The organism is Bariatricus sp. HCP28S3_A7, assembly GCF_052066375.1.
Classification (GTDB): Bacteria; Bacillota; Clostridia; order Lachnospirales; family Lachnospiraceae; genus Allocoprococcus.
Genome location: NZ_JBQHSG010000003.1, coordinates 142,687 through 166,570, shown reverse-complemented (window position 1 = coordinate 166,570; position 23,884 = coordinate 142,687). Strand labels below are relative to the sequence as shown.

General features: G+C 43.3%; 27 protein-coding genes. 4 read left to right on the top strand and 23 right to left on the bottom strand.

All coding sequences use genetic code 11. The features are described 5' to 3' along the window. The first annotated feature begins 18 nt into the window (after positions 1-18). On the top strand, positions 19-1,902 hold the full coding sequence (locus ACTNA4_RS03385; protein ID WP_441028528.1) for a fructose-1,6-bisphosphatase: 1,884 nt from the start codon (positions 19-21) through the stop codon (positions 1,900-1,902). 52 nt (positions 1,903-1,954) lie between these two features. Here ACTNA4_RS03385 and ACTNA4_RS03380 read toward each other — a convergent pair whose 3' ends face one another. Beyond that, positions 1,955-2,689, bottom strand: coding sequence for a tRNA 2-thiocytidine biosynthesis TtcA family protein (locus tag ACTNA4_RS03380; RefSeq protein ID WP_427805717.1), 735 nt, complete (start codon positions 2,687-2,689; stop codon positions 1,955-1,957). Positions 2,690-2,892: 203 nt separating this feature from the next. On the opposite strand from ACTNA4_RS03380, the gene dtd reads away from it, so the two are divergent. Together dtd and pepV are read left to right on the top strand one after the other, a co-directional pair. Further along, positions 2,893-3,342, top strand: coding sequence for a D-aminoacyl-tRNA deacylase (dtd, locus tag ACTNA4_RS03375; RefSeq protein WP_427820329.1), 450 nt, complete (start codon positions 2,893-2,895; stop codon positions 3,340-3,342). Between the two features lie 49 nt (positions 3,343-3,391). Further along, positions 3,392-4,756 (top strand): dipeptidase PepV, encoded by a 1,365-nt coding sequence (pepV, locus tag ACTNA4_RS03370; protein ID WP_427805715.1) that lies wholly within the window; start codon positions 3,392-3,394, stop codon positions 4,754-4,756. Positions 4,757-4,864: 108 nt separating this feature from the next. Here pepV and ACTNA4_RS03365 read toward each other — a convergent pair whose 3' ends face one another. The 4 genes from ACTNA4_RS03365 to ACTNA4_RS03350 all read right to left on the bottom strand — a co-directional run bounded on the left by ACTNA4_RS03365 (position 4,865) and on the right by ACTNA4_RS03350 (position 8,185). Beyond that, positions 4,865-5,929 carry a tyrosine-type recombinase/integrase gene (locus ACTNA4_RS03365; RefSeq protein ID WP_441028526.1) on the bottom strand — a complete coding sequence of 355 codons (1,065 nt, stop codon included), beginning with the start codon at positions 5,927-5,929 and terminating at the stop codon, positions 4,865-4,867. Between the two features lie 76 nt (positions 5,930-6,005). Then, the gene (locus tag ACTNA4_RS03360) at positions 6,006-6,653 is read right to left on the bottom strand and encodes an RDD family protein (protein WP_441024767.1); all 648 of its coding nucleotides are present in this window, start codon (positions 6,651-6,653) and stop codon (positions 6,006-6,008) included. After that, entirely contained in the window at positions 6,643-7,617 is a 975-nt protein-coding gene (gene sppA, locus ACTNA4_RS03355; RefSeq protein WP_441028524.1) for a signal peptide peptidase SppA, read from the bottom strand. Before sppA ends, ACTNA4_RS03360 begins: the two co-directional genes overlap by 11 nt. Before the next feature lie 145 nt (positions 7,618-7,762). Continuing rightward, positions 7,763-8,185 (bottom strand): hypothetical protein, encoded by a 423-nt coding sequence (locus ACTNA4_RS03350; protein ID WP_441028522.1) that lies wholly within the window; start codon positions 8,183-8,185, stop codon positions 7,763-7,765. 266 nt (positions 8,186-8,451) lie between these two features. On the opposite strand from ACTNA4_RS03350, the gene lexA reads away from it, so the two are divergent. Then, positions 8,452-9,069 (top strand): transcriptional repressor LexA, encoded by a 618-nt coding sequence (gene lexA / locus ACTNA4_RS03345; RefSeq protein WP_441028520.1) that lies wholly within the window; start codon positions 8,452-8,454, stop codon positions 9,067-9,069. Positions 9,070-9,155: 86 nt separating this feature from the next. Here the strand turns inward: lexA and rsfS are convergent, their stop codons facing one another. The 18 genes from rsfS to hisB all read right to left on the bottom strand — a co-directional run bounded on the left by rsfS (position 9,156) and on the right by hisB (position 23,883). Continuing rightward, complete coding sequence (rsfS, locus tag ACTNA4_RS03340) at positions 9,156-9,515, bottom strand: ribosome silencing factor (protein ID WP_427805709.1); 360 nt, start codon at positions 9,513-9,515, stop codon at positions 9,156-9,158. Next, positions 9,515-10,129 (bottom strand): bis(5'-nucleosyl)-tetraphosphatase (symmetrical) YqeK, encoded by a 615-nt coding sequence (gene yqeK, locus ACTNA4_RS03335; RefSeq protein ID WP_427805708.1) that lies wholly within the window; start codon positions 10,127-10,129, stop codon positions 9,515-9,517. Before yqeK ends, rsfS begins: the two co-directional genes overlap by 1 nt. Beyond that, positions 10,101-10,742 carry a nicotinate-nucleotide adenylyltransferase gene (gene nadD, locus ACTNA4_RS03330; RefSeq protein ID WP_427805707.1) on the bottom strand — a complete coding sequence of 214 codons (642 nt, stop codon included), beginning with the start codon at positions 10,740-10,742 and terminating at the stop codon, positions 10,101-10,103. The genes yqeK and nadD overlap by 29 nt, the downstream gene beginning before the upstream one ends. Positions 10,743-10,784: 42 nt before the next feature. Beyond that, positions 10,785-11,075 (bottom strand): ribosome assembly RNA-binding protein YhbY, encoded by a 291-nt coding sequence (gene yhbY / locus ACTNA4_RS03325; protein ID WP_427805706.1) that lies wholly within the window; start codon positions 11,073-11,075, stop codon positions 10,785-10,787. Between the two features lie 33 nt (positions 11,076-11,108). After that, entirely contained in the window at positions 11,109-12,392 is a 1,284-nt protein-coding gene (gene obgE / locus ACTNA4_RS03320; protein ID WP_441028518.1) for a GTPase ObgE, read from the bottom strand. A gap of 67 nt (positions 12,393-12,459) precedes the next feature. Then, the gene (gene rpmA, locus ACTNA4_RS03315) at positions 12,460-12,744 is read right to left on the bottom strand and encodes a 50S ribosomal protein L27 (RefSeq protein WP_008975781.1); all 285 of its coding nucleotides are present in this window, start codon (positions 12,742-12,744) and stop codon (positions 12,460-12,462) included. A 3-nt stretch (positions 12,745-12,747) separates the two neighbouring features. Beyond that, the gene (locus tag ACTNA4_RS03310; RefSeq protein ID WP_427805704.1) at positions 12,748-13,080 is read right to left on the bottom strand and encodes a ribosomal-processing cysteine protease Prp; all 333 of its coding nucleotides are present in this window, start codon (positions 13,078-13,080) and stop codon (positions 12,748-12,750) included. A gap of 12 nt (positions 13,081-13,092) precedes the next feature. Next, positions 13,093-13,401: a 50S ribosomal protein L21 gene (rplU, locus tag ACTNA4_RS03305; RefSeq protein WP_427805703.1), complete on the bottom strand. Its 309-nt coding sequence runs from the start codon at positions 13,399-13,401 to the stop codon at positions 13,093-13,095. A 138-nt stretch (positions 13,402-13,539) separates the two neighbouring features. Next, positions 13,540-13,977: a CBS domain-containing protein gene (locus ACTNA4_RS03300; RefSeq protein WP_427805702.1), complete on the bottom strand. Its 438-nt coding sequence runs from the start codon at positions 13,975-13,977 to the stop codon at positions 13,540-13,542. A gap of 71 nt (positions 13,978-14,048) precedes the next feature. Beyond that, positions 14,049-15,368: an aspartate kinase gene (locus tag ACTNA4_RS03295; RefSeq protein WP_441028516.1), complete on the bottom strand. Its 1,320-nt coding sequence runs from the start codon at positions 15,366-15,368 to the stop codon at positions 14,049-14,051. A gap of 22 nt (positions 15,369-15,390) precedes the next feature. Continuing rightward, positions 15,391-15,873: a Cys-tRNA(Pro) deacylase gene (gene ybaK, locus ACTNA4_RS03290; RefSeq protein WP_427805700.1), complete on the bottom strand. Its 483-nt coding sequence runs from the start codon at positions 15,871-15,873 to the stop codon at positions 15,391-15,393. Further along, complete coding sequence (locus ACTNA4_RS03285; protein WP_441028514.1) at positions 15,866-17,056, bottom strand: ribonuclease E/G; 1,191 nt, start codon at positions 17,054-17,056, stop codon at positions 15,866-15,868. Before ACTNA4_RS03285 ends, ybaK begins: the two co-directional genes overlap by 8 nt. Positions 17,057-17,059: 3 nt before the next feature. Continuing rightward, positions 17,060-17,773, bottom strand: a complete 714-nt coding sequence (locus tag ACTNA4_RS03280) for a TIGR03936 family radical SAM-associated protein (protein WP_441028512.1) — start codon at positions 17,771-17,773, stop codon at positions 17,060-17,062. Further along, positions 17,757-19,622 carry a TIGR03960 family B12-binding radical SAM protein gene (locus ACTNA4_RS03275; protein WP_441028510.1) on the bottom strand — a complete coding sequence of 622 codons (1,866 nt, stop codon included), beginning with the start codon at positions 19,620-19,622 and terminating at the stop codon, positions 17,757-17,759. Before ACTNA4_RS03275 ends, ACTNA4_RS03280 begins: the two co-directional genes overlap by 17 nt. 1,087 nt (positions 19,623-20,709) lie before the next feature. Next, positions 20,710-21,429, bottom strand: coding sequence for a TraX family protein (locus tag ACTNA4_RS03270; RefSeq protein WP_441028508.1), 720 nt, complete (start codon positions 21,427-21,429; stop codon positions 20,710-20,712). A 94-nt stretch (positions 21,430-21,523) separates the two neighbouring features. Continuing rightward, positions 21,524-21,841 (bottom strand): hypothetical protein, encoded by a 318-nt coding sequence (locus ACTNA4_RS03265; RefSeq protein WP_441028506.1) that lies wholly within the window; start codon positions 21,839-21,841, stop codon positions 21,524-21,526. A 142-nt stretch (positions 21,842-21,983) separates the two neighbouring features. Further along, positions 21,984-23,267, bottom strand: a complete 1,284-nt coding sequence (gene hisIE / locus ACTNA4_RS03260; RefSeq protein WP_441028504.1) for a bifunctional phosphoribosyl-AMP cyclohydrolase/phosphoribosyl-ATP diphosphatase HisIE — start codon at positions 23,265-23,267, stop codon at positions 21,984-21,986. 25 nt (positions 23,268-23,292) lie between these two features. After that, a complete protein-coding gene (hisB, locus tag ACTNA4_RS03255; RefSeq protein WP_427820534.1) occupies positions 23,293-23,883 on the bottom strand; it encodes an imidazoleglycerol-phosphate dehydratase HisB in 591 nt (196 codons plus the stop codon). Between the last annotated feature and the right edge of the window lies 1 nt (position 23,884).

Below are 23,884 nucleotides of genomic sequence, written 5' to 3'. Positions count from 1 at the left end.
ATACATATAGGAGTGAGAATGGAAACAGAGAATTTGTTTAAAAATCTTTTACAAGAAAAATATCCGACCAGGCAGGCGGTCTGTCGTGAAATTATTAACCTGAATGCAATCATTAATCTGCCAAAGGGTACGGAGCATTTCATGAGTGATCTGCACGGCGAATACGAAGCGTTTCTCCATATTTTAAATAATTGTTCCGGGGTCATACGCGAAAAGGTTGATGCACTCTGGGCAGATTCGCTCAGCTTGAAAGAGCGCGATGAGATCTGCACATTAATCTATTATCCCCGTGAGAAGATGAACCGTATGAAGCGGGAGGGAAGAATTACGGAAGACTGGTACCGCCTGATGCTGAACTACCTGATTGAGCTGGCAAAAGTGGTTTCTTCCAAATATACGCGCTCGAAAGTACGTAAAGCACTTCCGGAGGAATTTGGATATATTATTGATGAACTTCTGCATTTTATGCCGGATGAAGACAACAACCAGATCCTGTATCACAAAAAAATACTGGATACCATTATCGGAATTGAGAGCTCGGAAGAATTTATTATTGCTCTTGCAGAACTGATCAAACGTCTTGCGGTAGATCATCTGCACATCGTAGGCGACATCTTTGACAGAGGAGAGAATGCAGATAAGATTCTGGATCTGCTCATGAAGTATCATTCGCTTGATCTGGAATGGGGCAATCATGATATTCTTTGGATGGGTGCAGCCTGTGGAAGCGATGCCTGCATTGCATCTGTTGTACGGAATAATATCAAATACAGTTGTATTGAAACGTTGGAGAACGGATATGGGATTAGTCTGAGATCGCTGACTTTATTCGCGGAGAAGACTTATCCTGATCTGCCGCCGATGGAAGCTGCACTGAAGGCGATTTCGGTGATTCTGTTTAAGCTGGAGGGCCAGATCATCATGCGCCGTCCGGAATATGAGATGGAGGGACGCCTGCTTCTTGATAAAATAAATTATGAGAATGGGACGATTGAAAGTGAGGGAACGGTCTATCAAATGAAGGATACCTTCTTTCCGACTGTCGACCCGACAAACGCATATGTGCTTTCAGAGGCAGAACAGGAAGTCATGGATAATCTAAGGTTTGCTTTCGTAAACAGCCACCGCCTGCATGAGCATGTGAAATTTTTATATGACAAAGGATGCATGTACAAATGTTACAACGGAAACCTGCTCTACCACGGATGCATTCCTCTGGATGAAGAGGGAAACTTTGATGGAGTCAAATTCGGAGGCTGCATTTATACCGGCAAATCCTATCTGGATTACGCAGAAAAGATTGCCAGAAAGGCCTGGTCAGCACAGGCATCCCAGTGGGACCTTGATTTCATGTGGTACCTGTGGTGCGGAAGAAAATCTCCTCTATCAGGCAGAAATGTAAAAACCTTTGAGCGTACGTTTATTACCGATAAGGAAGCATGGCATGAGGAGACGAATCCATACTATAAGCATTATTATAGCGAAAAGACCTGCAATATGATCCTGCGTGAATTTCACTTGTATTCCGACATTTCGCATATCATTAACGGACATACACCGGTTAAGACAGAAAAAGGAGAGAAGCCTGTACGCGCGAACGGCAAGCTGATCGTGATTGACGGAGGATTCAGCAAAGCTTATCATAAAACGACCGGTATTGCAGGATATACTTTGATCTATAATTCTCATGGAATGCGAATCAAGGCACATCAACCGTTTGAAAGTGTGGAGAAGGTTCTGGAGGAGAACAAAGATATCGAGTCTACATCCAAGATGTTTGAGACTGAACCGCACCGGCTCCTCGTGGGAGACACGGATGACGGAAAGAAGATCAAGGAAGATATTCAGGTTTTGACACATCTTCTGGAATCGTACAAAAAAGGGAAAAAAGAATTATTCTAAAAATCTACAAAGAGGAACATTTCACACACTGTGAGAGGTTCCTCTTTAAAGATTAACGGGTATGCGGCGTTCGCGGCGGCCATCCTTCAATATTTCCGTTTAGAATCGCCGTAAACATGCGATTCTTCGCACCCGGATGAGCCTGATTCAGTTCTCGAACCAGATCTTTTGCATATTGACGCTTGGTAAATCCGTCGACCGGGCATCGGCTTTTTACAACAGGCAGATTGTATTTATGCTGAAAACCGATCACATCCATCTCATCCACAAACATCATCGGGCGGATGACGCTTAAATCCATTCGGTCCAGATAAGTCTTCGGAGAGAAGGAATGGAACCTTCCTTCAAAAATGAGGGAGAGCAGCATCGTCTCAATGATATCATCCTTGTGATGCGCGTAGGCAACTTTATTGCATCCCATCTTTTTTACCGCTTCGTTTAAAGCACCCTTCCGCATTTTTGCACAGAGCGAACAGGGGTTGGACTCCTTACGCTCATCGAACAAAATGCGGGCAATGTCTGTCTTCACGATCTGATATGGAACATCAAGTTCCTTGCACAGTTCCGTTACCTGCGAGAAATCGCATTTCTCATATCCGAGATCCACAGTAATTGCGCTCAGTTCAAAATGTTTCGGATAGAATCTTCTAAGTCCCTGCATTGCGTAAAGGAGTGTGAGACTGTCCTTCCCGCCAGAGATCCCTACTGCAATGTGGTCGCCTTCCTGGATCATATCATATTCGTCAACAGCTTTCCTTGTATAACTCAGTAATTGTTGTAATTTCATTGTCAATCACCACCTTATTTTCATAAACATATCGCCCTAATGTTACCGCATTTATAAAAGAATTACAAGTATAAATGCGTGCTAAATTCTTTGGGAAATTCTTTTGAAAGAAGGATTGCCTGAACAAGTCGGGCGTGTTAAGATAGAGCTATAGACTGAAGTTCTAAAAGTCAGCCAAGTACAAATAATGAGAGGATAGCAAGATGAAATTCGTAATTCAAAGAGTGACGGAAGCGAATGTAAAAGTGGATGGTGAGATCATCGGCGAGATCGGCAAAGGCTTCATGGTTCTGATCGGAGTCGGTGAAGATGATACCAGAGAAATAGCGGATAAGATGGTTAAGAAGATGACCGGACTTCGTATTTTCGAGGACGAGAACGGGAAGACGAATCTGTCTCTGGCAGATGTGGGCGGACAGATGCTTCTTATTTCGCAGTTTACATTGTACGCAAACTGCCGGAAGGGAAATCGTCCAAGCTTTATCGAGGCGGGCGCTCCGGATAAAGCGAATGAGATGTATGAATATATCATAGAAGAATGTAAAAAAGTAGTTCCCGTCGTTGAAAGAGGACAGTTTGGAGCGGATATGAAAGTAAGCCTCGTAAATGATGGACCGTTTACAATAATTCTGGATTCAGCCCAGCTTGCGTAAAATAAGAAATGTGGTAAAATAAGAAAGAATGAAAGAGAGGGATATTGCAATGAGTTATGAAACATTGAATGCGAAAGTACTGGAATTAAAGGACGATATGATTGCGTCTATCCAGCAGAATATGAGAATTGAGAGTGTGAGAGGAGAATCAGCTCCCGGTGCTCCTTATGGAGAAGGACCGAAGGCTGCCCTTGATGATGTGCTGGCGCTCGGTGAAAAATTGGGATTTCGTACAGGACAGGCTGATAACAGAGTCGGATGGATTGAGTATGGGGAAGGCGAAGAGATGGTTGGTATCCTCGGACATGTGGATGTCGTACCTGCCGGAGACGGATGGACTCATCCGGCATTTGGTGCAGAGATCCATGACGGCGTTCTCTGGGGCAGAGGATGTCTGGATGATAAAGGACCGGTCATCATGGCTGTCTATGCGCTGAAAGCAATTCGTGATTTGAATCTTCCAATTGACCGCAGAATCCGTGTGTTATTTGGCTCTGACGAAGAATGTGGTTCTTCCTGCGTGAAATACTATGTAGAAAATGGTTATGAAATGCCAACGATCGGTTTCACGCCGGATGCGCAGTTCCCAGCAATTTTCTGTGAAAAAGGCACGTCCAATTTCCTTGCAGGAACGAAGATTTACAACAAAGGCGAGATTGATGTTGAATATTTTGGCGGCGGAGTTGCCGCAAACGTTGTTCCGCCGGTATGCAAGCTGATTGTAAATGGTCCGCTGAAAGTTACGCCTGAGGAAGGAATTACTGTCACAGAAGAAAACGGAAAGACGATCGTGGAAGCTACCGGTTTCAGTGCACATGGAAGTACACCTGAACTTGGTGTTAATGCTGTAGTAAAATTATTGAATGCAGTCAAAGAAAATGACTTTGGAGGTGATTTCCAGCAGCTTGTTAATTTTATTTTAGAAGAAATCGGAAATGAAACAAATGGAAAATCACTCGATATTCTGTATCAGGATGAGGAAACCGGTGAAACGACAGTCAATCTTGGTGTTGTAAAATATGATGGGGAAGAAATGTCCTTTACTTTGGATATCCGTTATCCGAAAAACGGAGATGCCGAAGTGATCGACGATAAAGTAATCAATCGGATCAACAGTTACAACTTTGATGTTCTGAAAAAAACAAACAATAAATTATTATATGTTCCGAAGGACTCAGAGCTTGTTTCAAAACTGGTGAAAGTTTACGAGGCACAAACAGGAGATAAAAGAGAACCGATCGCCATCGGAGGCGGTACCTACGCGAAAGAATTTCCGAATATGGTTGCCTTTGGACCAGTATTCCCGGGAGAACCGGATGTGATCCATCAGCCGAACGAAAGAGTTGCCGTTGAGCAGCTGATCCGTGCAGCACAGGTTACAGCAGCTGCAATGTATGAACTGGCTAAGAAATAATCATTGATTTTGGGACTTTCGTGAAAAAAAACAGCATCATTCCTGGAAACAGGAGTGGTGCTGTTTTTTTTCACGTAATTTGGGAAGAATTTTTTGTGTAATACAACATTACGGCTCCCTGAGCTTCACGATGTCAGCAGCACTTCGGCGCCGGTCTTCGTCAATGGCCGCATAATGCTTTTTCGTCGTATTTACATCCTTATGGCCAAGTACATCAGCAACCAGATAAATATCGCCTGTTTCTTTGTATAAAGCGGTTCCATAGGTGCTTCTGAGCTTGTGAGGGGTAATCTTCTTATTCGGTGTTACCTGACGGGCATACTTTTTGACCATATTCTCCACAGACTGTACACCCATCCTTTTCCGCTGAGTGGAGAGGAAGAGGGCATTTTCGTGTCCTGGCAGAGGATTAACGGCTTTCCTGCTGGATTCTATATAAGTACGCAGGGCTTTTTCCACTTCCTCGCCAAAATAAATCACCATCTGGTTTCCGCCTTTTCTGGTTACTGTGATTCCATTATTCTTAAAATCCACATCGCCCAGATCAAGACCAACACATTCCGAAACACGTATTCCGGTACCTAACAATAAGGTAAGAATGGCAAGATCACGCTCCTTTGTCTTTTCATAATAAACACGGGCCTGGCCGGTCAGCTTCACGCCGCAGGATTCCACATAATCCAGAAGGGAAGCAACTTCATCTGTATCCAGACGAATGATTGCCTTCTCATGGAGTTTAGGCATATCGACTAATAAAGTCGGATTATTACTGATCATTTGCCGTTTAAAATAATATCCGTAGAAGCTTCTGAGCGCCGACATTTTGCGTGAAAGGCCTTTCTCAGCGTTCGTGATGCGTCGCCCGTCTTTGGGACGATAAACCTTCAGATATTCCTGGTATTCCTCGATATCCATCGGTGTAAGTCGATCCAGATCACTAAGTGTAAAATCCTTCATACTATAATTCTTAAAAGCCGGATTCTCGCCCAGAAGAAACTGAAAGAAAACACGGATATCATAAGCATAGGAAATCCTTGTTTTAGGTGATGTTGTTGGCTCTACAGCACGGAAATAATCCTTTGCAAATTCTGGCATTGTCTGCAATATTTCACGCAGACGCAAAGTATTATCTATATAGAGCTGATCCTGGTATGTTTTTGGCTCTGATGCCATAAATAGGTTCCTCCTTATCTTAATCTTTTGGAAAAATCGGTATTTGTCGTATAGATTGATCCCGCAAAACCACACCCTACTCGTGTGGTCTGTTATTAATATCATAATCAAAATTATCATATTCACTTGTATTTACAAGTGGTTGTTGACTTGATATGTTGTAACCGGGGTCAGGCATAATCGGTGGCTGATATTCAGGATAGATTTTTACTTTTTTAGTATAGATCACACGTGTATCACAGAGAATATCATGTAAAGCTCGTTTTTCCTGATCTAATCCGGCAAGTAGATAACCAATATATAGAATGATTCCGGAAAGATATCTGCCGATTGTTTCACGGTAAACCACATTGATCAGTGTAAGCTGTTCATTTGTATTATTATCATCAACATTATTTTCGTCTTTTAAAGAACGACAAGGAATTACTTTTAAATTGAAAGCTTTTTTTCCAAGAGTTGCTCCGGTATAATAGGTCAAAAGTACAAAGTATATGGCATGGCATCCATAAACTATGATGTCCTTTAATGTATACGAAAACAATATTTCCGTATCAAATATAGATGTGCCGGTAAGCAATGAAATCAAAGAAAATAATAATTTGATAATCAAAGTTCCGGCAAAAAGAATCAGGCTGTCCAGCGTAAATGCTGCAAAGCGTACCCAGAAACCAGCGTAGACATATTCCTGATCTGTTCCAGAGAAATCGGTATTTTTATTCTGCATAATACATCAATACCCCACTTTCTTTCTCCGCTGCTATCTCATTGAGTGTCTGTGCTTCTGATTTCGGTATTAGAGATTCGATTCTTGCAAAAAGTCCTGCTAACATATCAGATTCTTCTGGAAGCTCGTAAATCATCTCACAATCCATTTCTTCCATCATCCGGTCTAGTGTATTGTCATAGGTATCTATTGCGTCAATCAGGCCGTTATCGAGAGCTTGAGCAGCTGAATAGATTCTTCCGTCAGCAAGAGTGAGAACATCCTCACGGGCCATGTTACGTCCCTCAGCAACTTTATCGACAAAACTGTTATAGGATTCGTCAACGATGGACTGATACATCTGAATCTGCTCATCGGTCATCTTTGTGCTGTCTTTCATTGGACCACTCGTGATACTGATATAACGGATCCCGAGTTTCTCATAAAGTCCGGTCATGTCATATGTTGATATGATTACTCCGATAGAGCCTGTCATCGTCTCCTGGTTGGCTGCAATATAATCAGCGGCCACTGATGCCATATAACCGCCAGAAGCCGCCATATGAGCCATATAAGCCCATATAGGACGTCCTGTTGTATCGGAATACTCCTTTAATTTGTCGTGTAGTTCGGAGGACTCATATGCAGTTCCTCCCGGGGAATCTACGTAAAGCATGATGCCGGCATTATCCGGATCATACATCAGTTCATCAATGTAATCCAGTGTGGTAAGATGCTGGTAGGATTGAGACGCTTCAAATGCACTTGTCTCTGTCTGTTCTTCAATTGTCCCCTCAACACGAACAACAGCAATAAATGATTCGGCAGGGAAATCATACCCCATGTCTTCTGTGTTAAAAATCATATCTGTTATAGAATTGTCGAATAACTGACCTGCCGCCGCATGAGTAAGAACGCTTGCAGCACCTGTCACGATGAACAAAGCGGCTGCCACTGCCAGTGCTATGATTTGTTTTTTCTTCATGATGAATTTCTCCTTTGCTTCGATAAATCTGAATCAATGCATGATATAAAATAATACATGTATTTTTCTATATTAAACCAACGAAATTTGTATACATAACAGTATAGGATTGATTATGGCAGCTTGTCAATCTTTTGTCTATAAATTAAAGCGGATTTGCTTCATAGTATACGATTGTAAGATAATCTCCTTCCCGCAGATAATCCATGGAAGCAGAATCAATTCCATTGATCTGTGCCAATTCATTCATATAATCATAGATGGAATCCTCTTCCCTTGTGCAGTAGGTCTGAACGATGGTCCAGAGGGTATCTCCTTTTTCAATCCGGACACTTTTGAAATACTTCAGATCCGAACCCGTCTCCGCCTGCACATCATGCGCACTGGAAAAGAAGCTTCCGAACGAAAAACTGCATGCCAGTATCAGCAAAACGGCAATGACTCCAACCATGAACCGTCCGGCACTGTTCCTTGATCTTCTGCCTCTTGAGACTGCAACTTTCTTATGGCTGTTGGTGACTTTTTTTCTTTCTGCTCCGCTATTCTGCTTTTCCTGATATCTGCTCATCTGAAATTCCCCCTGATCTAATCTTATACTCCATTATTTGTCTATTGATACGAAAATACGTTCCGAACAGAAGTTCTGTAAATAATATATCGCATGAACAAATGTTTGTCAATAATTAATCGAACATATTTTCTCAAAACATTTGTTTGCTTTTTGGCGGAGAATATGTTATTATTTATTTATCATGTAAGAAGACAAAGCCTCCGGCGGATTGCTGAGGCGTACTTGAACTTACAAATGAGTGACGGATTTAAGGAGGTTTACATATGGGTAATGGTAGAATAACGAAGAAACAGGAGGAGATTTTGGAATATATCAAATCGCAGATACTTGTACGCGGTTTTCCGCCTTCAGTCCGTGAAATTTGTGATGCAGTGGGACTAAAGTCCACTTCTTCCGTTCATTCTCATCTCGAAACCCTTGAGAAGAACGGTTATATTCGGCGAGATCCTACAAAACCGAGAGCAATTGAGATACTGGATGAGAATTTCAATCTTACCAGACGTGAGATGGTACAGGTGCCGATTCTGGGACGTGTGGCTGCAGGGGAGCCGCTTCTTGCACAGGAGAATATTGAGGACTACTTCCCGCTTCCGGTCGAACGTATGCCGAATAATGAGGTGTTCATGCTGGAGGTTCGCGGGGAAAGTATGATCAATGCAGGAATCCTGAGCGGTGATTATGTTGTTGTCGAGAAAAAGAACACTGCTTCTAACGGAGATATGGTTGTAGCCTTAGTAGATGACGGTGCTACGGTCAAGACATTTTACAGAGAAGAAGGTGTGATTCGTCTCCAGCCGGAGAATGATAATATGGGGCCATTTATCTTAAAGGATGTTGAGATCCTTGGAAAAGTAATTGCCGTTATGCGGTTTATGAAATAATAAGAAATGTTTGAAAAAGAGCTGGATCCGGGCTTTATTCCGCCGGGAGCCAGCTCTTTTCTATATATATGATATATGTTTATTGTCTATAGATCATCTACACTGATCTGCTTTCCGTCACGCCAGATTCGTTCCAGATCATAGAACAGACGGTTTTCTTTATCAAAGACATGGACGATAATATCGCCGAAGTCAAGAAGAACCCATCCTCCGCTCCCATATCCTTCTCTCTGCCTGATCTGATACCCTGCTTTATACATCTGTTCTTCTACGTTATCAACGATTGCACGGACCTGGCTTTCATTGGAACCATTTGAAATAATGAAGTAATCAGCGAGCACGGATATCTGTGAGATGTCGATTACACGGATATCCTCTCCTTTTTTATCTGAAATCGCATTACAGGCAATTTTCGCCATATTTCTGGATATATCTTTCTGTTGCATCAGTTTTCCATCCTTTCCGGCGAATCATCAGAAGATTCACCTTTATTTAAATCTCTGTAATATAAAAAAGTCTTTTCAGTCATAGGGTCTACGGTTACACCTTTATTCTCCAGATATGAGAGAGAATCTTCCAATATTCTGTAAAGGCATGCGTCTATATCACAAAAAGCCAGTTTTCTTACTGCCGGCAGATTCGGTGCTTCTGTACGTCCGGGCTCAATGAAATCTGCAATGTATATGATTTTATCCAACAGGCTCATAGCGGGACGACCTGTTGTGTGCGAAGCAATTGCGCGCAGAATTTCCTCATCTTCAATCTGAAATTTTTTCCATGCGACATATGCACCGAGTTTTGCATGAAGAAGTCCGGGATTCGCAAGTTCGGCAGCGGAAATCTGCAAGTGATATTTTTTGCACATTTCAATCTTTTTTTCATTTGGAATGCATTTGGCACAGTCATGTAATAAACCTGCCGTGAGTGCCTGGTCTAAATCACATCCATAACGCATTGCAAGACATCCAGCTGTATGCATCACGCCGATCGTGTGTTCATAACGCTCTTTATCCAAATCTCCTTTAAGTTTTTTACGCATTTTCATTAATGTTTCTGTCATATTCATCACCCTGGTATAAATGTTGATCCTCTATATAATTCAGTACTGCTTTCGGAACAGGAATATTTTTCATATTACCATTTCTTATTGCTTCTCTGATTTCATGGGAGGAAACATGCAGTAATGGAGTTCGGAGAAGACGAATATCGGCTCCGTATTTTCGATTCAGATATTCAATCTTTCCATTCAATTTCCGGCTGTTATCCGCATCATCACGGTAAGCAGCAAGTATGGTTGCAAGCTTCAGAAACTGATCTGGATTCCTCCATTTTTCAATGTCGAACAGAGAATCCGCGCCTAAAATAAAATAGAATTCATGTTGTGGGTAAACACTACGGAAATGCTCCATTGTCTGATAGGAATAGGAAGGTTCCGTCCGGTCAGTTTCATAGGTGCTGATGCGGAAATACGGCACATTTGCAATTGCAAGTTCTGTCATTTTTACACGATCATCTGTGCTTTTTAAAATTGCCGGATTATTTTTGTGAGGCGGGTTCCCGTTCGGAAGAAACCATACTTCATCCAGCTCATAATCACGATATGCGTACTCTCCCAGCATTAGATGACCATTATGAATCGGATCAAAAGTCCCACCCATTATCCCTATCTTCATACTTTATTTCTCCATTGCATTCATCATTTTATAAACATACAATTAAGGAAGAACGATCTTCTTTTTTTCGTCCTTGCCTTCTTTATACAATACGATTTTTTTGCCAATTACCTGAACTACCTGAGAATGGGTACGTTCTGCAAGAATCTCGGCGAGCTGACGAACATCATCTGCACAGTTCTGCAGTACATGAATTTTGATCAGTTCACGAGCTTCCAGTGCTTCTGCCACAGATGCAGTCACTTCCGGCGTTACACTGGATTTCCCGATCTGAAGAATCGGATCCATTGTCATGGCAAGACTTTTTAAATATGCTCTTTGCTTAGATGTCATAGTAATCCCCTTTCTTAATAAAGTCAACGAAATTTAACGATAATATTCAAACTGAAGCCCGTACATTTTAACCGTGTCACCTTCCTGGATACCGGCTTCTTCCAGCTTTTCAAGGATGCCGGCTTCTTTCAGGAATTTCTGGAAGAATGCAAATCCCTTTTCAGAATCCAGATTTGTATAACCCAGCATCTTCTCTATTTTTGAACCTTCAACAACGTACATATCATCAATTATTTCGACAGTATATGGAAGATCGATATGAATCAGCTCTTCCTCCGGGAAGTATTCCTGTTCAAATACGATGGGTTTCTCGTCCATATTCTGGAGTTCGCTACTCACATAATACAAAAGGTCGCTTAAGCCCTCGCCGGTTACACCGGAGATAGGGAATACTTTGATTCCCTGTGGCTCGAATTCGCTGCGAAGACGTTCTATAGGATCTTCATCTTCCGAATAGATCAGATCGATCTTGTTCGCTGCAATTACCTGTGGGCGGGAGGCAATTTCTTCATTATATGCTTTCAATTCCGCATTGATCTTATAAATATCATCCACCGGGTCACGTCCTTCGGTTCCCGCGGCATCCACGACATGGATCATCAGCTTGGTACGCTCTACATGGCGGAGAAACTCATGTCCAAGTCCAACACCCTCGGATGCACCTTCGATCAGACCTGGAATATCGGCGATTACGAATCCCTTTGCGCCTTCCAGATCCACAACACCAAGATTCGGAGTCAGCGTTGTAAAATGATAATTGGCGATCTTAGGCTGTGCATTTGTCACGCGGGAAAGAAAGGTTGATTTTCCGACATTCGGAAATCCGACCAGTCCTACATCTGCGATGACTTTCAGTTCCAGATTCACCCAAAGCTCCTGTGCCGGTTTTCCCGGCTGCGCATATTTGGGAACCTGCATGGTGGCGGTGGCAAAATGCATATTTCCAAGACCGCCCTTGCCGCCCTTCAGTACGATCTGGCGTGTGTTATCGCCAGACATATCCGCAATGATCTTATTGGTCTCAGCTTCGCGAATGATCGTCCCTTCAGGTACTTTTAAAACGATGTCTTTCGCATCTTTTCCATGGCAGCGTCTCTTGCCGCCCGGTTCTCCGTCCTGAGCTGTAAATTTTCTTTTGTGACGGAAGTCTGCAAGGGTGTTTAATCCTTTGTCTACTTCAAAGATTACGTCCCCGCCGCGTCCGCCATCGCCGCCGTCGGGACCGCCGTTCGGAACATATAATTCCCGTCGAAAGCTGGCATGTCCGTCTCCGCCTTTTCCCGACCGGATATATATTTTAGCTCTGTCTGCAAACATAAATACTCCTTTCCAATTCAAAACAAGGCCTCAAACCCAAAAGTTTGAAGCCTCATGTAAAATCTGCTTATTCAGCTACCGGATAGATAGAAACCTGCTTCTTATCTCTTCCTTTTCTTTCGAAACGAACCACACCATCAACTAATGCAAATAATGTATCGTCTCCACCGCGTCCAACGTTCACACCCGGGTGAATCTTTGTCCCGCGCTGTCTGTAAAGAATATTTCCGGCTTTTACAAATTGTCCGTCTGCTCTTTTGGCACCAAGTCTCTTGGACTCAGAGTCACGTCCGTTCTTTGTAGAACCAACTCCCTTTTTATGAGCAAAAAACTGAAGGTTTAATTTCATCATGGTTTACACCTCCTCAAATATTAAATCAATATACGTGGTATAATCAGAGTCATCTTCCAGGCTTTGAAGACCAAGAATCATGGAATTCAGAAGTAATTCTGTCTCTTCCGTCGGACGGCTCAGCAGTCTGTATTCGATGATGCCCTTCGTATCATCCGAAACCTGGGATGTCTGGGCATCCGTAAACCTTTCGATGGAATTCATGGTATTGATTACGAGCATGGAAACGGCTGCACAGACGATATCCTGTCCGCTGTCTCCGGCTCCTGCATGGTCGAATGTCTTAAAACCAACGCATTCATTTCTCTTGTTTTTATAAATTGTTGTTTTGATCATGACAGATAAGAATTAAGCATTGATCTTTTCGATCTTAACTGCTGTGTACTGCTGTCTGTGACCATTTTTCTTGTGGTAACCTGATTTCCTCTTATACTTGTAAACGATTACCTTTTTAGCCTTTCCATCGCCGATTACGGATGCTTCTACTGTTGCTCCTTCTACGACTGGTGTTCCGACTTTCATCTCATCACCGCTTACTGCAAGAACCTGGTCAAATGTATAAGTCTGTCCGGCTTCCACACCAAGCTTTTCTACTTTAATGATATCGCCTTCGGCTACTTTGTACTGTTTACCACCTGTTGCTATAATTGCGTACATATGGCACCTCCTATTATCATTACTCGCCAACTACGGTGCCTGAAAAATCAGGGCTTTAACCTCGTTGTGCGGCATACTGGTAAATTATATACCAGTATGCCGCACAAAGTCAAGTGTTTTTTAGAAAAAATATTAAATTTACTGTTCTGCTTTTTCAGAAAGAGCAATCCTGCATGCCTTTAATTTATCATAACAGAAACCGATGATATCCTTCCGGGTTATGATACCGATGAAATTATCCTGATCATCAACAACAGGAACAAAGTTCTGTTCCATGGCACGCTCGATCAGATCTTCCATATCCGAGTCTGCCCGAACAGGTCGGTAGTCAAGTCTGCGATGAATCTTTGTAATAGCGATGGTCTCCGCTTCCTTGATATTCATAAGTTTCAAGGACTTCGTTCCCCAGAGAAGATCTCCTTCTGTAATGGTGCCTATGTATTTTCCGTCCCGATTGATCATCGGTATGGACGAATATTTGTGGTATTCCATGATCTCCATTACCTGTCTGAGTGTATGATAATCATAGACGAATGCAAGCTCTGCTTTTGGTTTCAAAAAAAATAATATATTCATTTGTAAATCCTTTCTTATCCAGAAATATTATCTGAGATAAGAATAGCATATTTTACAAGAAAATTGTAGATTTAGATTTGAGTGTTAACAAAAATATCATAAATTGCCTGAATAGCTGCTTCAAAGTCATGCTCTCTCACGCCAATAATGATATTCAGCTCACTGGAACCCTGGTCGATCATTTTCACATTTACGTGTGCGTGAGCCAGTGCAGAGAAAATACGCCCGGCTGTTCCTCTGGTCTGTTTCATTCCTCTTCCAACAACTGCGATCAGCGCAAGATCGGATTCCAGTTCAACATCATCCGGCTCTACTGCACGGTGGATTCCGGAAATGACACGCTGCTCATGTTCTTCGAATTCATCCTGCTGAACAAAAATCGTCATGGTATCAATTCCGGAAGGCATGTGTTCAAATGAGATTCCCTCGTTTTCAAATACCTCCAGGACTTTTCTTCCGAATCCCACTTCCGAGTTCATCATTGCTTTTTCAATCGTTATGGAAGCAAAACCACGTTTTCCGGCTATACCGGTAATCGTGTATTTCGGTTTGCGGCAGGTGCCCTCTACAATCAGCGTCCCCTTTTCTTCCGGTGCATTGGTATTACGGATATTGATCGGAATACCCTCCTTTCGTACCGGGAAGATCGCATCCTCGTGAAGTACGGTCGCACCCATATAGGAAAGCTCTCGTAATTCTTTATAGGTGATTGTCTCAATCCCTTTTGGGTTCTTGATGATACGGGGATCTGCGATCAGGAATCCGGAAACGTCAGTCCAGTTCTCATACATATCCGCATGGATCGCTTTTGCAACAAGGGAGCCGGTTACATCTGAGCCTCCGCGGCTGAAGGTTTTTACATTACCGTTCGGATCTGCACCATAAAATCCCGGAATAACAGCTTTTTCAGTATGCGAAAGACGTTCGGACAAAAGGTCATTCGTTTGATCCACAAGAAGACTGCCGTTTTCGTCAAAGGCGATTACTTCCGCCGCATCGATAAATTCAAATCTAAGATAGTGTGCCATAATAATACCGTTCAGGTATTCACCGCGGGAAGCGGCGTACTCTCTTCCTGCTTTCTGACCGAAGTTCTGTCGGATAATTTCAAACTCTTTATCCAGAGAAAGGTCCAACCCGAGGCCATCGATGATTCCCTGATAGCGCTGTTGAATTTCTTCCAGCTGTTTGGTAAAGTTTTTCTCACGCACCGCAGCACCGTAACATTTATAAAGCATATCAGTGACCTTCACATCTTCCGGGAAACGTTTACCCGGTGCAGAAGGGATCACGTATCGTCTGGATTCATCCTCACGAATAATCTGACCGACTTTCTTGAATTGTGCGGCATCAGCCAATGAGCTTCCACCGAATTTTACAACCTTTTTCATTGAAGGTTTCCTCCTTTTCCTCTTATGTATGAATGACATCTGCAAATTTTGCATTTGCCGCTTTTCTTAATCCTTCCGGCGCAAGGGTGAGCTGTGCACCGATCCGGCCTGCACTTACATAAATTTCCTCAAAAGCACATGCCGTTTCATCTATAACAACTGGAAACTGTTTCTTCATACCGATTGCGGTGCATCCGCCTCTGACATAGCCGGTCAGGGGTGTCAGCTCTTTTAAATGTAACATTTCTAGAGATTTTTCGCCAACGGTTTTGGCCGCTTTTTTAAAGTCAATTTCCTTCTCGATTGGAAGTACGAAGACATAATGCTGTCCGCTTTTGCCGGTCGTGACGATGGTTTTATATACCTGTTCATGGGGAAGATTCAGTTTGTCCGCCGTCTCGATCCCGTCTGTAAATTCATCACACTCATACGCCTGGAACTTATATGGAATCTTCATTCGGTCCAGAATACGCATCGCATTCGTTTTTATTTCTTTCTTAGCCATATAAACTCTCCTTCAGTGTTTTCCTGATTTTTTTTCGTGTAATCTCAACGAGCTGCAGTTTAGTCATTTCCACTACATGACCGGGATTCGGATCCATGGAAAGGAGCATCTGCAGTTCGTGTAATAATTCATTTTTTTCCGCTTCCGTGTCCATGTTGATGAAATCAATGAGAATGATACCGGACAGATTGCGAAGCCGGATCTGTCTTGCGGCTTCTTTTGCAGCCTCCCGGTTGATGTCTGCAAATAGTTTTTTCTTTTTCAGGCATTTCCCGGAATTCACATCGATCACAGTAAGTGCCTCCGTTGGCTGGATCACCAGATAGGCTCCGGAGGGCATCCATACTTTTTCCGAAAGCGCGTCATCAGTCACTTTCTCGAGACTGTAACACTTGCATAGTGGATAGGACGCATCCGTATACGCGCGAAGAAGCTTCAGGTCTTCCGGCTGTTCCTGCGTAAGAAATGCTTCTGTCTTATTGTAAAGCAGTCCATTTTGGGCAACGGCATCGACAAGGATTTCCGTAAGCCCCTGCCGATAAAGATTCTTAAGCGATAAAAGCCAATCATCCGGCACATGGGAAACACAACTGAAACAGGTACGGTTTTTACCATATGTAAGAACGCGGTGAAACTCTTCTTCCAGCATCTGTATTTCCGCAAGAATCCTGTCATCCGGTGCCTCGCCGGCATTGGTTCTAAAAATCATTCCATAATCCTTGTCGGCAAATGATTGACCAAGTGCAAGCAGCCGTTCTCTCTGATCCCGGGAAAGCTTTGCGGAAACGCCGATCTGACGGTTCCCGGAACTGAGGATTACATATTTCCCGACAAAATTCAGATCGCCGCTCACCGTAGGCTGCTTTGTCTTGACTGCCTCTTTGCGCACCTGAACCAGAAGCTCATCTCCCACATTCAGGTTCTTTTTGCCATGTTTGTCCGTAAAATACGGCTCTGCTTTTTCTTCGAGTGAATAGTAGCACTCTACACCATTTTTTATTTCGATAAATGCACCGTTGATATTCGGAAGAATCTTCCGGACTTTTCCGATATAGACCTCACCGATTCTGCATGCTTTTGTATCACGTAAGGGACTGTAATGCAATTCTGCAATTTTCCCGTCCTCCTGAAGTGCGGTCAGGATGTGTCCCCGACATTCGGTTATCAATAATTTTCGTTCCATTGGTCAGATAATCTCCGTTCCAAGAGCAGAAAGCGGCACAAAGTCCGGATATTCTTCACTTCCGGTATTGGCCAGCGTTTCCAGCCGATGATGGGCAAATTCAATTCCATCCGTTTCTTCACCGAGCATATTCATATATTCAAGGAAGGCTTCCAGAACAGGTTCCGGTTTCAGATTCTGCACACTTCCGGCCGCAACCCGCATGTAGATTCCTTCACCCTGAGGATGAAGATCATAAATGACGGGACGTATGTTGACTTCCTTTTCGCTTTTCTTTGTTGTTTTAAGGATAAAGATTTCATCCTGCGCATAAAAGTGTTCGAGATGCTTCTGCCATCCTTCCGGAAGAACGCCTTTTTTTACTATTGAAAGGTAGTCTGCCCCGGCAACGATCGTCATCCCTTTGCTTTTCTTGTCATCCGGAATTTCCACAAAGCCGGTCACTTCCATACCTTCTACCATCTGCTCATTCAGACGGCGGATGGCTTCTTTGCTGGCGATCGGTTCGGTGAGCTCGATGTCAAAGTATTCTCCGTCACTTGTAAGACCGACGCCGAGCGGATTTGCAAAGGACATGATCATATGCGGACTGTAGCCTCCGGTAAATGCGATCGGTATCTGTGCACGGCGGATCGCTTTCTGAAAATAGCGCATAATGTCCAGATGTCCGATGAATTTCATGACACCGTTTTTGCGGAATTTAATTCTTGCCTTCATAGCAGACACCTCCTCCATAGCTTGCAGCGCCGCAGCCGGAACACTGTCTGCGGCAGTTCGGGGTCACTTCCCCGTTCATGGCTCTCTCCCACTCTTTTCTGAGGAAGGACTTGGTCACGCCACAATCGATAAAATCCCATGGGAAGATCTCGTCCGCTTCCCGTTTACGCAGATTGTAGAAATCCGGATCGATTCCTGTATTTTCAAACGCCTGCATCCACAGATCATAGCGGAAATGTTCATTCCAGGAATCGTAAATACATCCAAGACGGTAGGCCTCTTCCAGAACCGTGCCCATCTTCCGGTCCCCGCGGGCAAATACGCCTTCCAGCACCGTGAGCTCAGCCGTGTGCCAGTTATAGCGCAGGCTTTTCCGGTTCAGCTGGTTGCGCATCGCTTCCTGAACGATTCCAGCTCGGCGAACATATTCGTCGGCAGGACACATCTGAGCCCACTGAAGCGGAGAAAACGGTTTTGGTACAAAGAACGAACTGCTGGCCGTGATCTGGCATTTCCCATTGCGCTGTTCCTTCGGAATCTCGTAATATCTGCGGGCAACTTTATCAGAAAGGACCGCGATTCCTTCCATATCTTCCTCTGTCTCGGTGGGCAGCCCCAGCATGAAATAAAGCTTCACCTTATTCCAGCCGCCTTCAAAGGCCTGTCCCGCTCCTTCCAGAATTTCTTCTTCCGTAAGACCTTTATTGATCACATTTCGCATCCGCTGCGTACCGGCTTCCGGGGCAAACGTAAGACTGCTCTTACGGATATCCTGGATCTTGCTCATGACGTCCAGAGAAAAAGCATCAATTCGAAGCGAAGGAAGGGAAATATTTACACCCTGCCCGTGAAATTCATCGATCAGAAAATTCACGATCTCTTCTAATTCATTGTAATCACTGGAACTCAACGAACTTAAAGTAATTTCTTCATGTCCCGTATTCCGGAGCATCGCTCTTGCGGTCTCCTTCAGCATATTGATATCCCGCGGTCTCGTCGGCCGATACACCATTCCCGCCTGACAGAAACGGCATCCACGGATACAGCCTCTCTGAATCTCAAGAACCGCCCGATCCTGTGTCACCTTGATAAATGGTACGATCGGCTTCAGCGGGTAGGTCGTTGTACTCATATCCGCTAAGGCCTGGCGGCGTATCTTTTCTTTCGCATGCGCATTTACCGGTGTAAATGCTGCAATCGTTCCATCCGGATTGTAATCGGCACGATAGAAAGAAGGCACATAGATTCCCTCAATCTCCGCAGCCATCTCCAGAAATGCAGTCCGGTCTTTGCCGGAATCCTTCCATTTTTTATATGCATCAAAAAGTTCGTCATATACCACTTCTCCTTCTCCGATGTAGAACATGTCGAAGAAATCTGCAAGCGGCTCCGGATTATAGGCACAAGGGCCTCCTCCGATAACAAAAGGATCATCCAGAGTACGATCACTGCTGTGAAGCGGGATCCCGGAAAGATCCAGCACCTGTAAAATGTTCGTATAGCACATCTCAAACTGGAGTGTGAAGCCAAGGAAATCGAACTTTTTCACAGGATCCTGAGATTCCAATGCGAAAAGCGGAATATGTTCCTCACGCATGATCTTGTCCAGATCCACCCACGGCGAAAAGACACGCTCACACCAGACGTCATCACGGCGATTGAACATGTCATAAAGGATCTGGAGTCCGAGGTGGGACATTCCAATTTCGTAGACCTCAGGGAAACAGAAGGCAAAGCGGATGTCCACTTTTTCGGAATCTTTGATTGTAGAATTGACTTCGTTGCCGATGTATCTGGCAGGTTTATCTACTTTTAATAAAATATCATCGCTTAATGCTAGCTTTTTCATAAATTATATACCTCAAATTACGCAATTTAACAATCGTAAAGTCAACGTCAGAATAAATTGTACTATAAAGTTTCTTTTATGTCAAAACATCAATATATACAAAATAGTTAGCTTAAAAAAACAATATTCTATCACTAAATTATAAGTAAGTGGCCAGGGAGCATTCCCCCTGTCTCTTCTTTCTTTAAACCCAATAAATCCACGGACACACTGTCACCTGTAAATTAGCCTGGCTCTGCCTGCATCCGCAGCGGATACCTCTTATCCGACCATTGAAAGCGGTGTTAAGGAGATTCAAAAATATGGAAACATTGTTTGAAGCGGAATGGCGCTCCGTTCCTCTGGAACGGATGCGCAGTTCTTGCGGAATATGCATCCCATCCCTACTTATTGTAGTTTCCACACCAAACAATTACTACAGAAATTATAGCACGTTTGTTTTCCAATGAATTCTCAGAATAAATAAAGTAAAACCACAGAAAAAGAGAAAAGCCTGCAAACTAAATGTCCTATGCATTTAGCTTGCAAGCTTTAATCCTAACAATCAACTATGACAAATCATTGAATTAAGGAAATCATTGAAAATAACTTCTTCATATTCAAAAAGAGCATCATCAATTGCCTGAATTTCTCCCTTCCCCTTTTCCACAGTGATTGAGATGATTTTCTTATTTCCGTTTTCTTTCGTATGATATTTTATCAGATCTTCAAATTTTTTTTCCAGAACGATAATGCAATTCATTTGCAGGACTAAGAAAATATTGGTCATAAAAATCAGAGAAAGAGCGATTATTTTTATTTGTAATGTAAAATTTCATGCACAATAGTACATTTGAATTCCTACATATGATATGCACTAAAGTTGTAAGATTATTTTCCCTCTTATAATATATAGATAAATTAGACATAGTATTTATTATTTCCGCATAATTTCCTATTTCTGCATTTATCTCCGAAACTAACATATTAATTCCTGTCACACTTAAATGTAATATTTCACTTAATTCTCTGCTAGTAACATCATTCAGTATAACATATCGAGTAAAAAAACTCTAGATGAAACAGAATGAATCATTTTTTTTAAGAATCACATCTTTAACAAAAAGACAATTGCAGACAGAACCAGTAAATGAAGTGGATAAAATATATAAAACCAATTTCTTGGAAGCCGGCCGTCACCCTTTTCACCGTTATATTTCCCGACAAGAATGAATGCGAGAGCGGCCGTTAATTCATAAAGTGAGAGAACAGCTCCGGCAATACACTGTTTTTTACGATCCTTCCGGAACAAATACAAGGCTGCGATCAGAAGGATCCCCATATAGGAATAATCAAACCGGCCCGCCGTGGCTGCCGCGCATCCCGCCAGGATGGCTGCTGCCATCATGAAACTGCGTATCAGAGGCGAATGCTCCAGTGTTTCCGCCTTCTCAAGCGCGTAAAGCAGCAGGATTCCGGTAAAAAGGGTAAAGAACACATTCTGCCTTTGCAGATCTAATTTGCCGAAAAAGGCTAAATCGAACGGGATTTCGGAAATCAGGGCAAAGCAGCCCATACGCATCAGATATTTTCTGCGGTCTTTGGTGTGGCAAAACCCTTCGATCAGCAGGAAACAGATGAGCGGAAAAGAGATCCGCCCGATCAGCCGGCAAGCTACGGCCAGCATACGAAAGCCGGTAATCTGATAAAGGGAAGTATTTTCAATCAGTACCGCACCGGCATGGTCTATCAGCATGGACCACATAGCCCAGAGCTTTAGATCCTCTCCATGATAAGTCCTTTTTTTCATCATCAGCATTTTATTCATATGACTCCTTTTTTATTTCTGGTGTATACTATAAATTCTTACAGCCAAAAAGTCAATTCATACGCTGGTTTTTAAATCCGGTTTTGATTCCATTTCAGGGAAGCAGATCCAGAAATTGATTGACATAGCTTCTGTAATCCGGCTGTGCCTGAATTTCTTCCATAATCTCCGTCTGGGAGAATTTCCATATGTGCTGGTTGCTGTAGTCCGCGGATAGGAAAACTGCAAAAAGGACCAGACTCAGCAGAATCCGGGTTCCCAGTGTTCCGGACGGCGTATGTACGGATTCTTCGCCATAAAGGCTGTGGTAAAGTGTACGGTAGCGGGGATGGACAGCCGGAGTACTCCCGCTCATTCCCATTTCCCTGGCCGCACGCAATAGTTCTTCTCTTTGCTTTTGGGTATTTGGCATGATGGATCGCTCCTTTCAATCAGGGTAGGCATGCTTTTTCGTGCAAAAAAATAAGCCGGCATATATCTTAAGAAAATATATGCCGGGCTGTCGGTTTCTATGAGTTTGGTTTTAGTGGGGATATTGAGACACGTTTTTCTCTTTATCTGTCCGCAAGTTCCCTTACGATATCGTCCCAGGTTACACCGCGCTCTACCATAAGAACCATTGCATGATAAAGGAAATCGGAGATCTCGTACTTGATCTCTTCCGGATTCGGATTCTTGGCCGCAATCACGATCTCGGTTGCTTCCTCTCCTACTTTTTTCAGGATCTTATCGATTCCTTTATCGAAAAGATAATTCGTGTAGGAACCTTCTTTCGGATGAATCTTGCGGTCCTGAATTGTCTGATATACACTTTCGAATACCTGCAGCGGATTGGTCTCATCATAATCGCTTCCGACCACCGGCTGGAAGAAACAGGTCGGATTGCCGGTATGGCAGGCTACGCCTACCTGATCCACCTTTGCGAGTAAGGTATCCTTGTCACAGTCAATGGTGAGGGATTTAACATACTGGAAATGACCGGAGGTCTCTCCTTTCGTCCAGAGGCATTGACGGCTGCGGCTGAAATAGGTCATCCTTCCGGATTTGACAGTCTGTTCAAACGCCTCCTGATTCATATATGCCAACATCAATACTTCAGATGTCTTATAGTGCTGTACGATAACCGGAAGCAGTCCATCCGAATTTAGTTTGAATTCGGAGAAATCCATCTTGCTTTCGAAGGATGTCATTCGAATTCCTTCCTTAGCGCAAGTTTCCTTATAGGCGGTGAAATCCATTCCTTTCTGGCTTACATAGCGTCCGGAGAGTCCCTTGACACCCGGACATTTCAGAATTTTAAGAAGCTCCGGTTCTTCCAGTGTATCGGTAACCACAACACATGGTATATCCGTGATATTCATGACCGAATCCAGATCCAGTCTGTGCATGAAAATGATCTCGCTGCTGTAGTTTTGAATGGTATGCTGCTGTTTAAAAAGTGCATCAAAATCATTTAAAGACACTGCGATTTTATCTTTTCCAAAACGTTTGGAAACCTCTTCCATCAGTTTTCCGGCATCCGGTTTGGAGAAATTCAGCATGGCGCGTTTGGCACCTGCATAGAGAATTTTCTTTACATCTTCCTGTCGTCTGATATTTCCCCCTGCAACCATCGGGATCTGGATAACACGGTTGATTTTTTTCATCAGATCGATGGACTCGTCGTGATCGTCATCGGAGTTGGAAAGGTCGAACACAAGAAGTTCATCCGCACCGTGATCGTTGTACTCCTTCGCCAGGGCTACTACATCATCGGATACGATTTCCATATTGTCAAACCATTTTACAGCTTTCCCTTTATTGATGAAAATACAGGGAATTAATCTTTTATAACTCATGTTGTACTCCTTTTTTCGTCGTTTCTTATAAGGTCCCCTTCGTTGACCATACATCTTTCATCCGGGGTTCTTCCATGACAGCCATATCCAGTGCTTTTCCAAATGCTTTGAATAAAGCTTCGGCCATGTGATGATTGTTGATGCCATCCAGTATTTTCAAATGGAGGTTCATGGCTGCACTGTAGGAAACGGCATAGAAGAATTCACGTATCATCTCTGTATCCATCTCTCCGATCCGCTCGGTAGTAAAGGACGCATCATAATTCAGATAAGGTCTGCCGGACAGGTCAATGGCGCACAGAGCCAGGGTCTCATCCATCGGAAGCAGAAAATGCCCATAGCGTTTGATACCTTTTTTCTCACCAAGGGCTTTCTGAATCGCCTGTCCGAGCACAATTCCGGTATCTTCAATGGTATGATGACAATCCACATCAAGGTCCCCGTTTACTTTGACTTTCAAGTCGAAAAGTCCGTGACGGGCAAAACCGGAAAGCATATGATCGAAGAAACCGATTCCGGTGGAAATATCAGTCATACCCTGTCCGTCCAGATTCAGCTCGACGGTAATCTGTGTTTCTTTTGTAATTCTTTCAACTATTGCACTTCGATCCGGCATA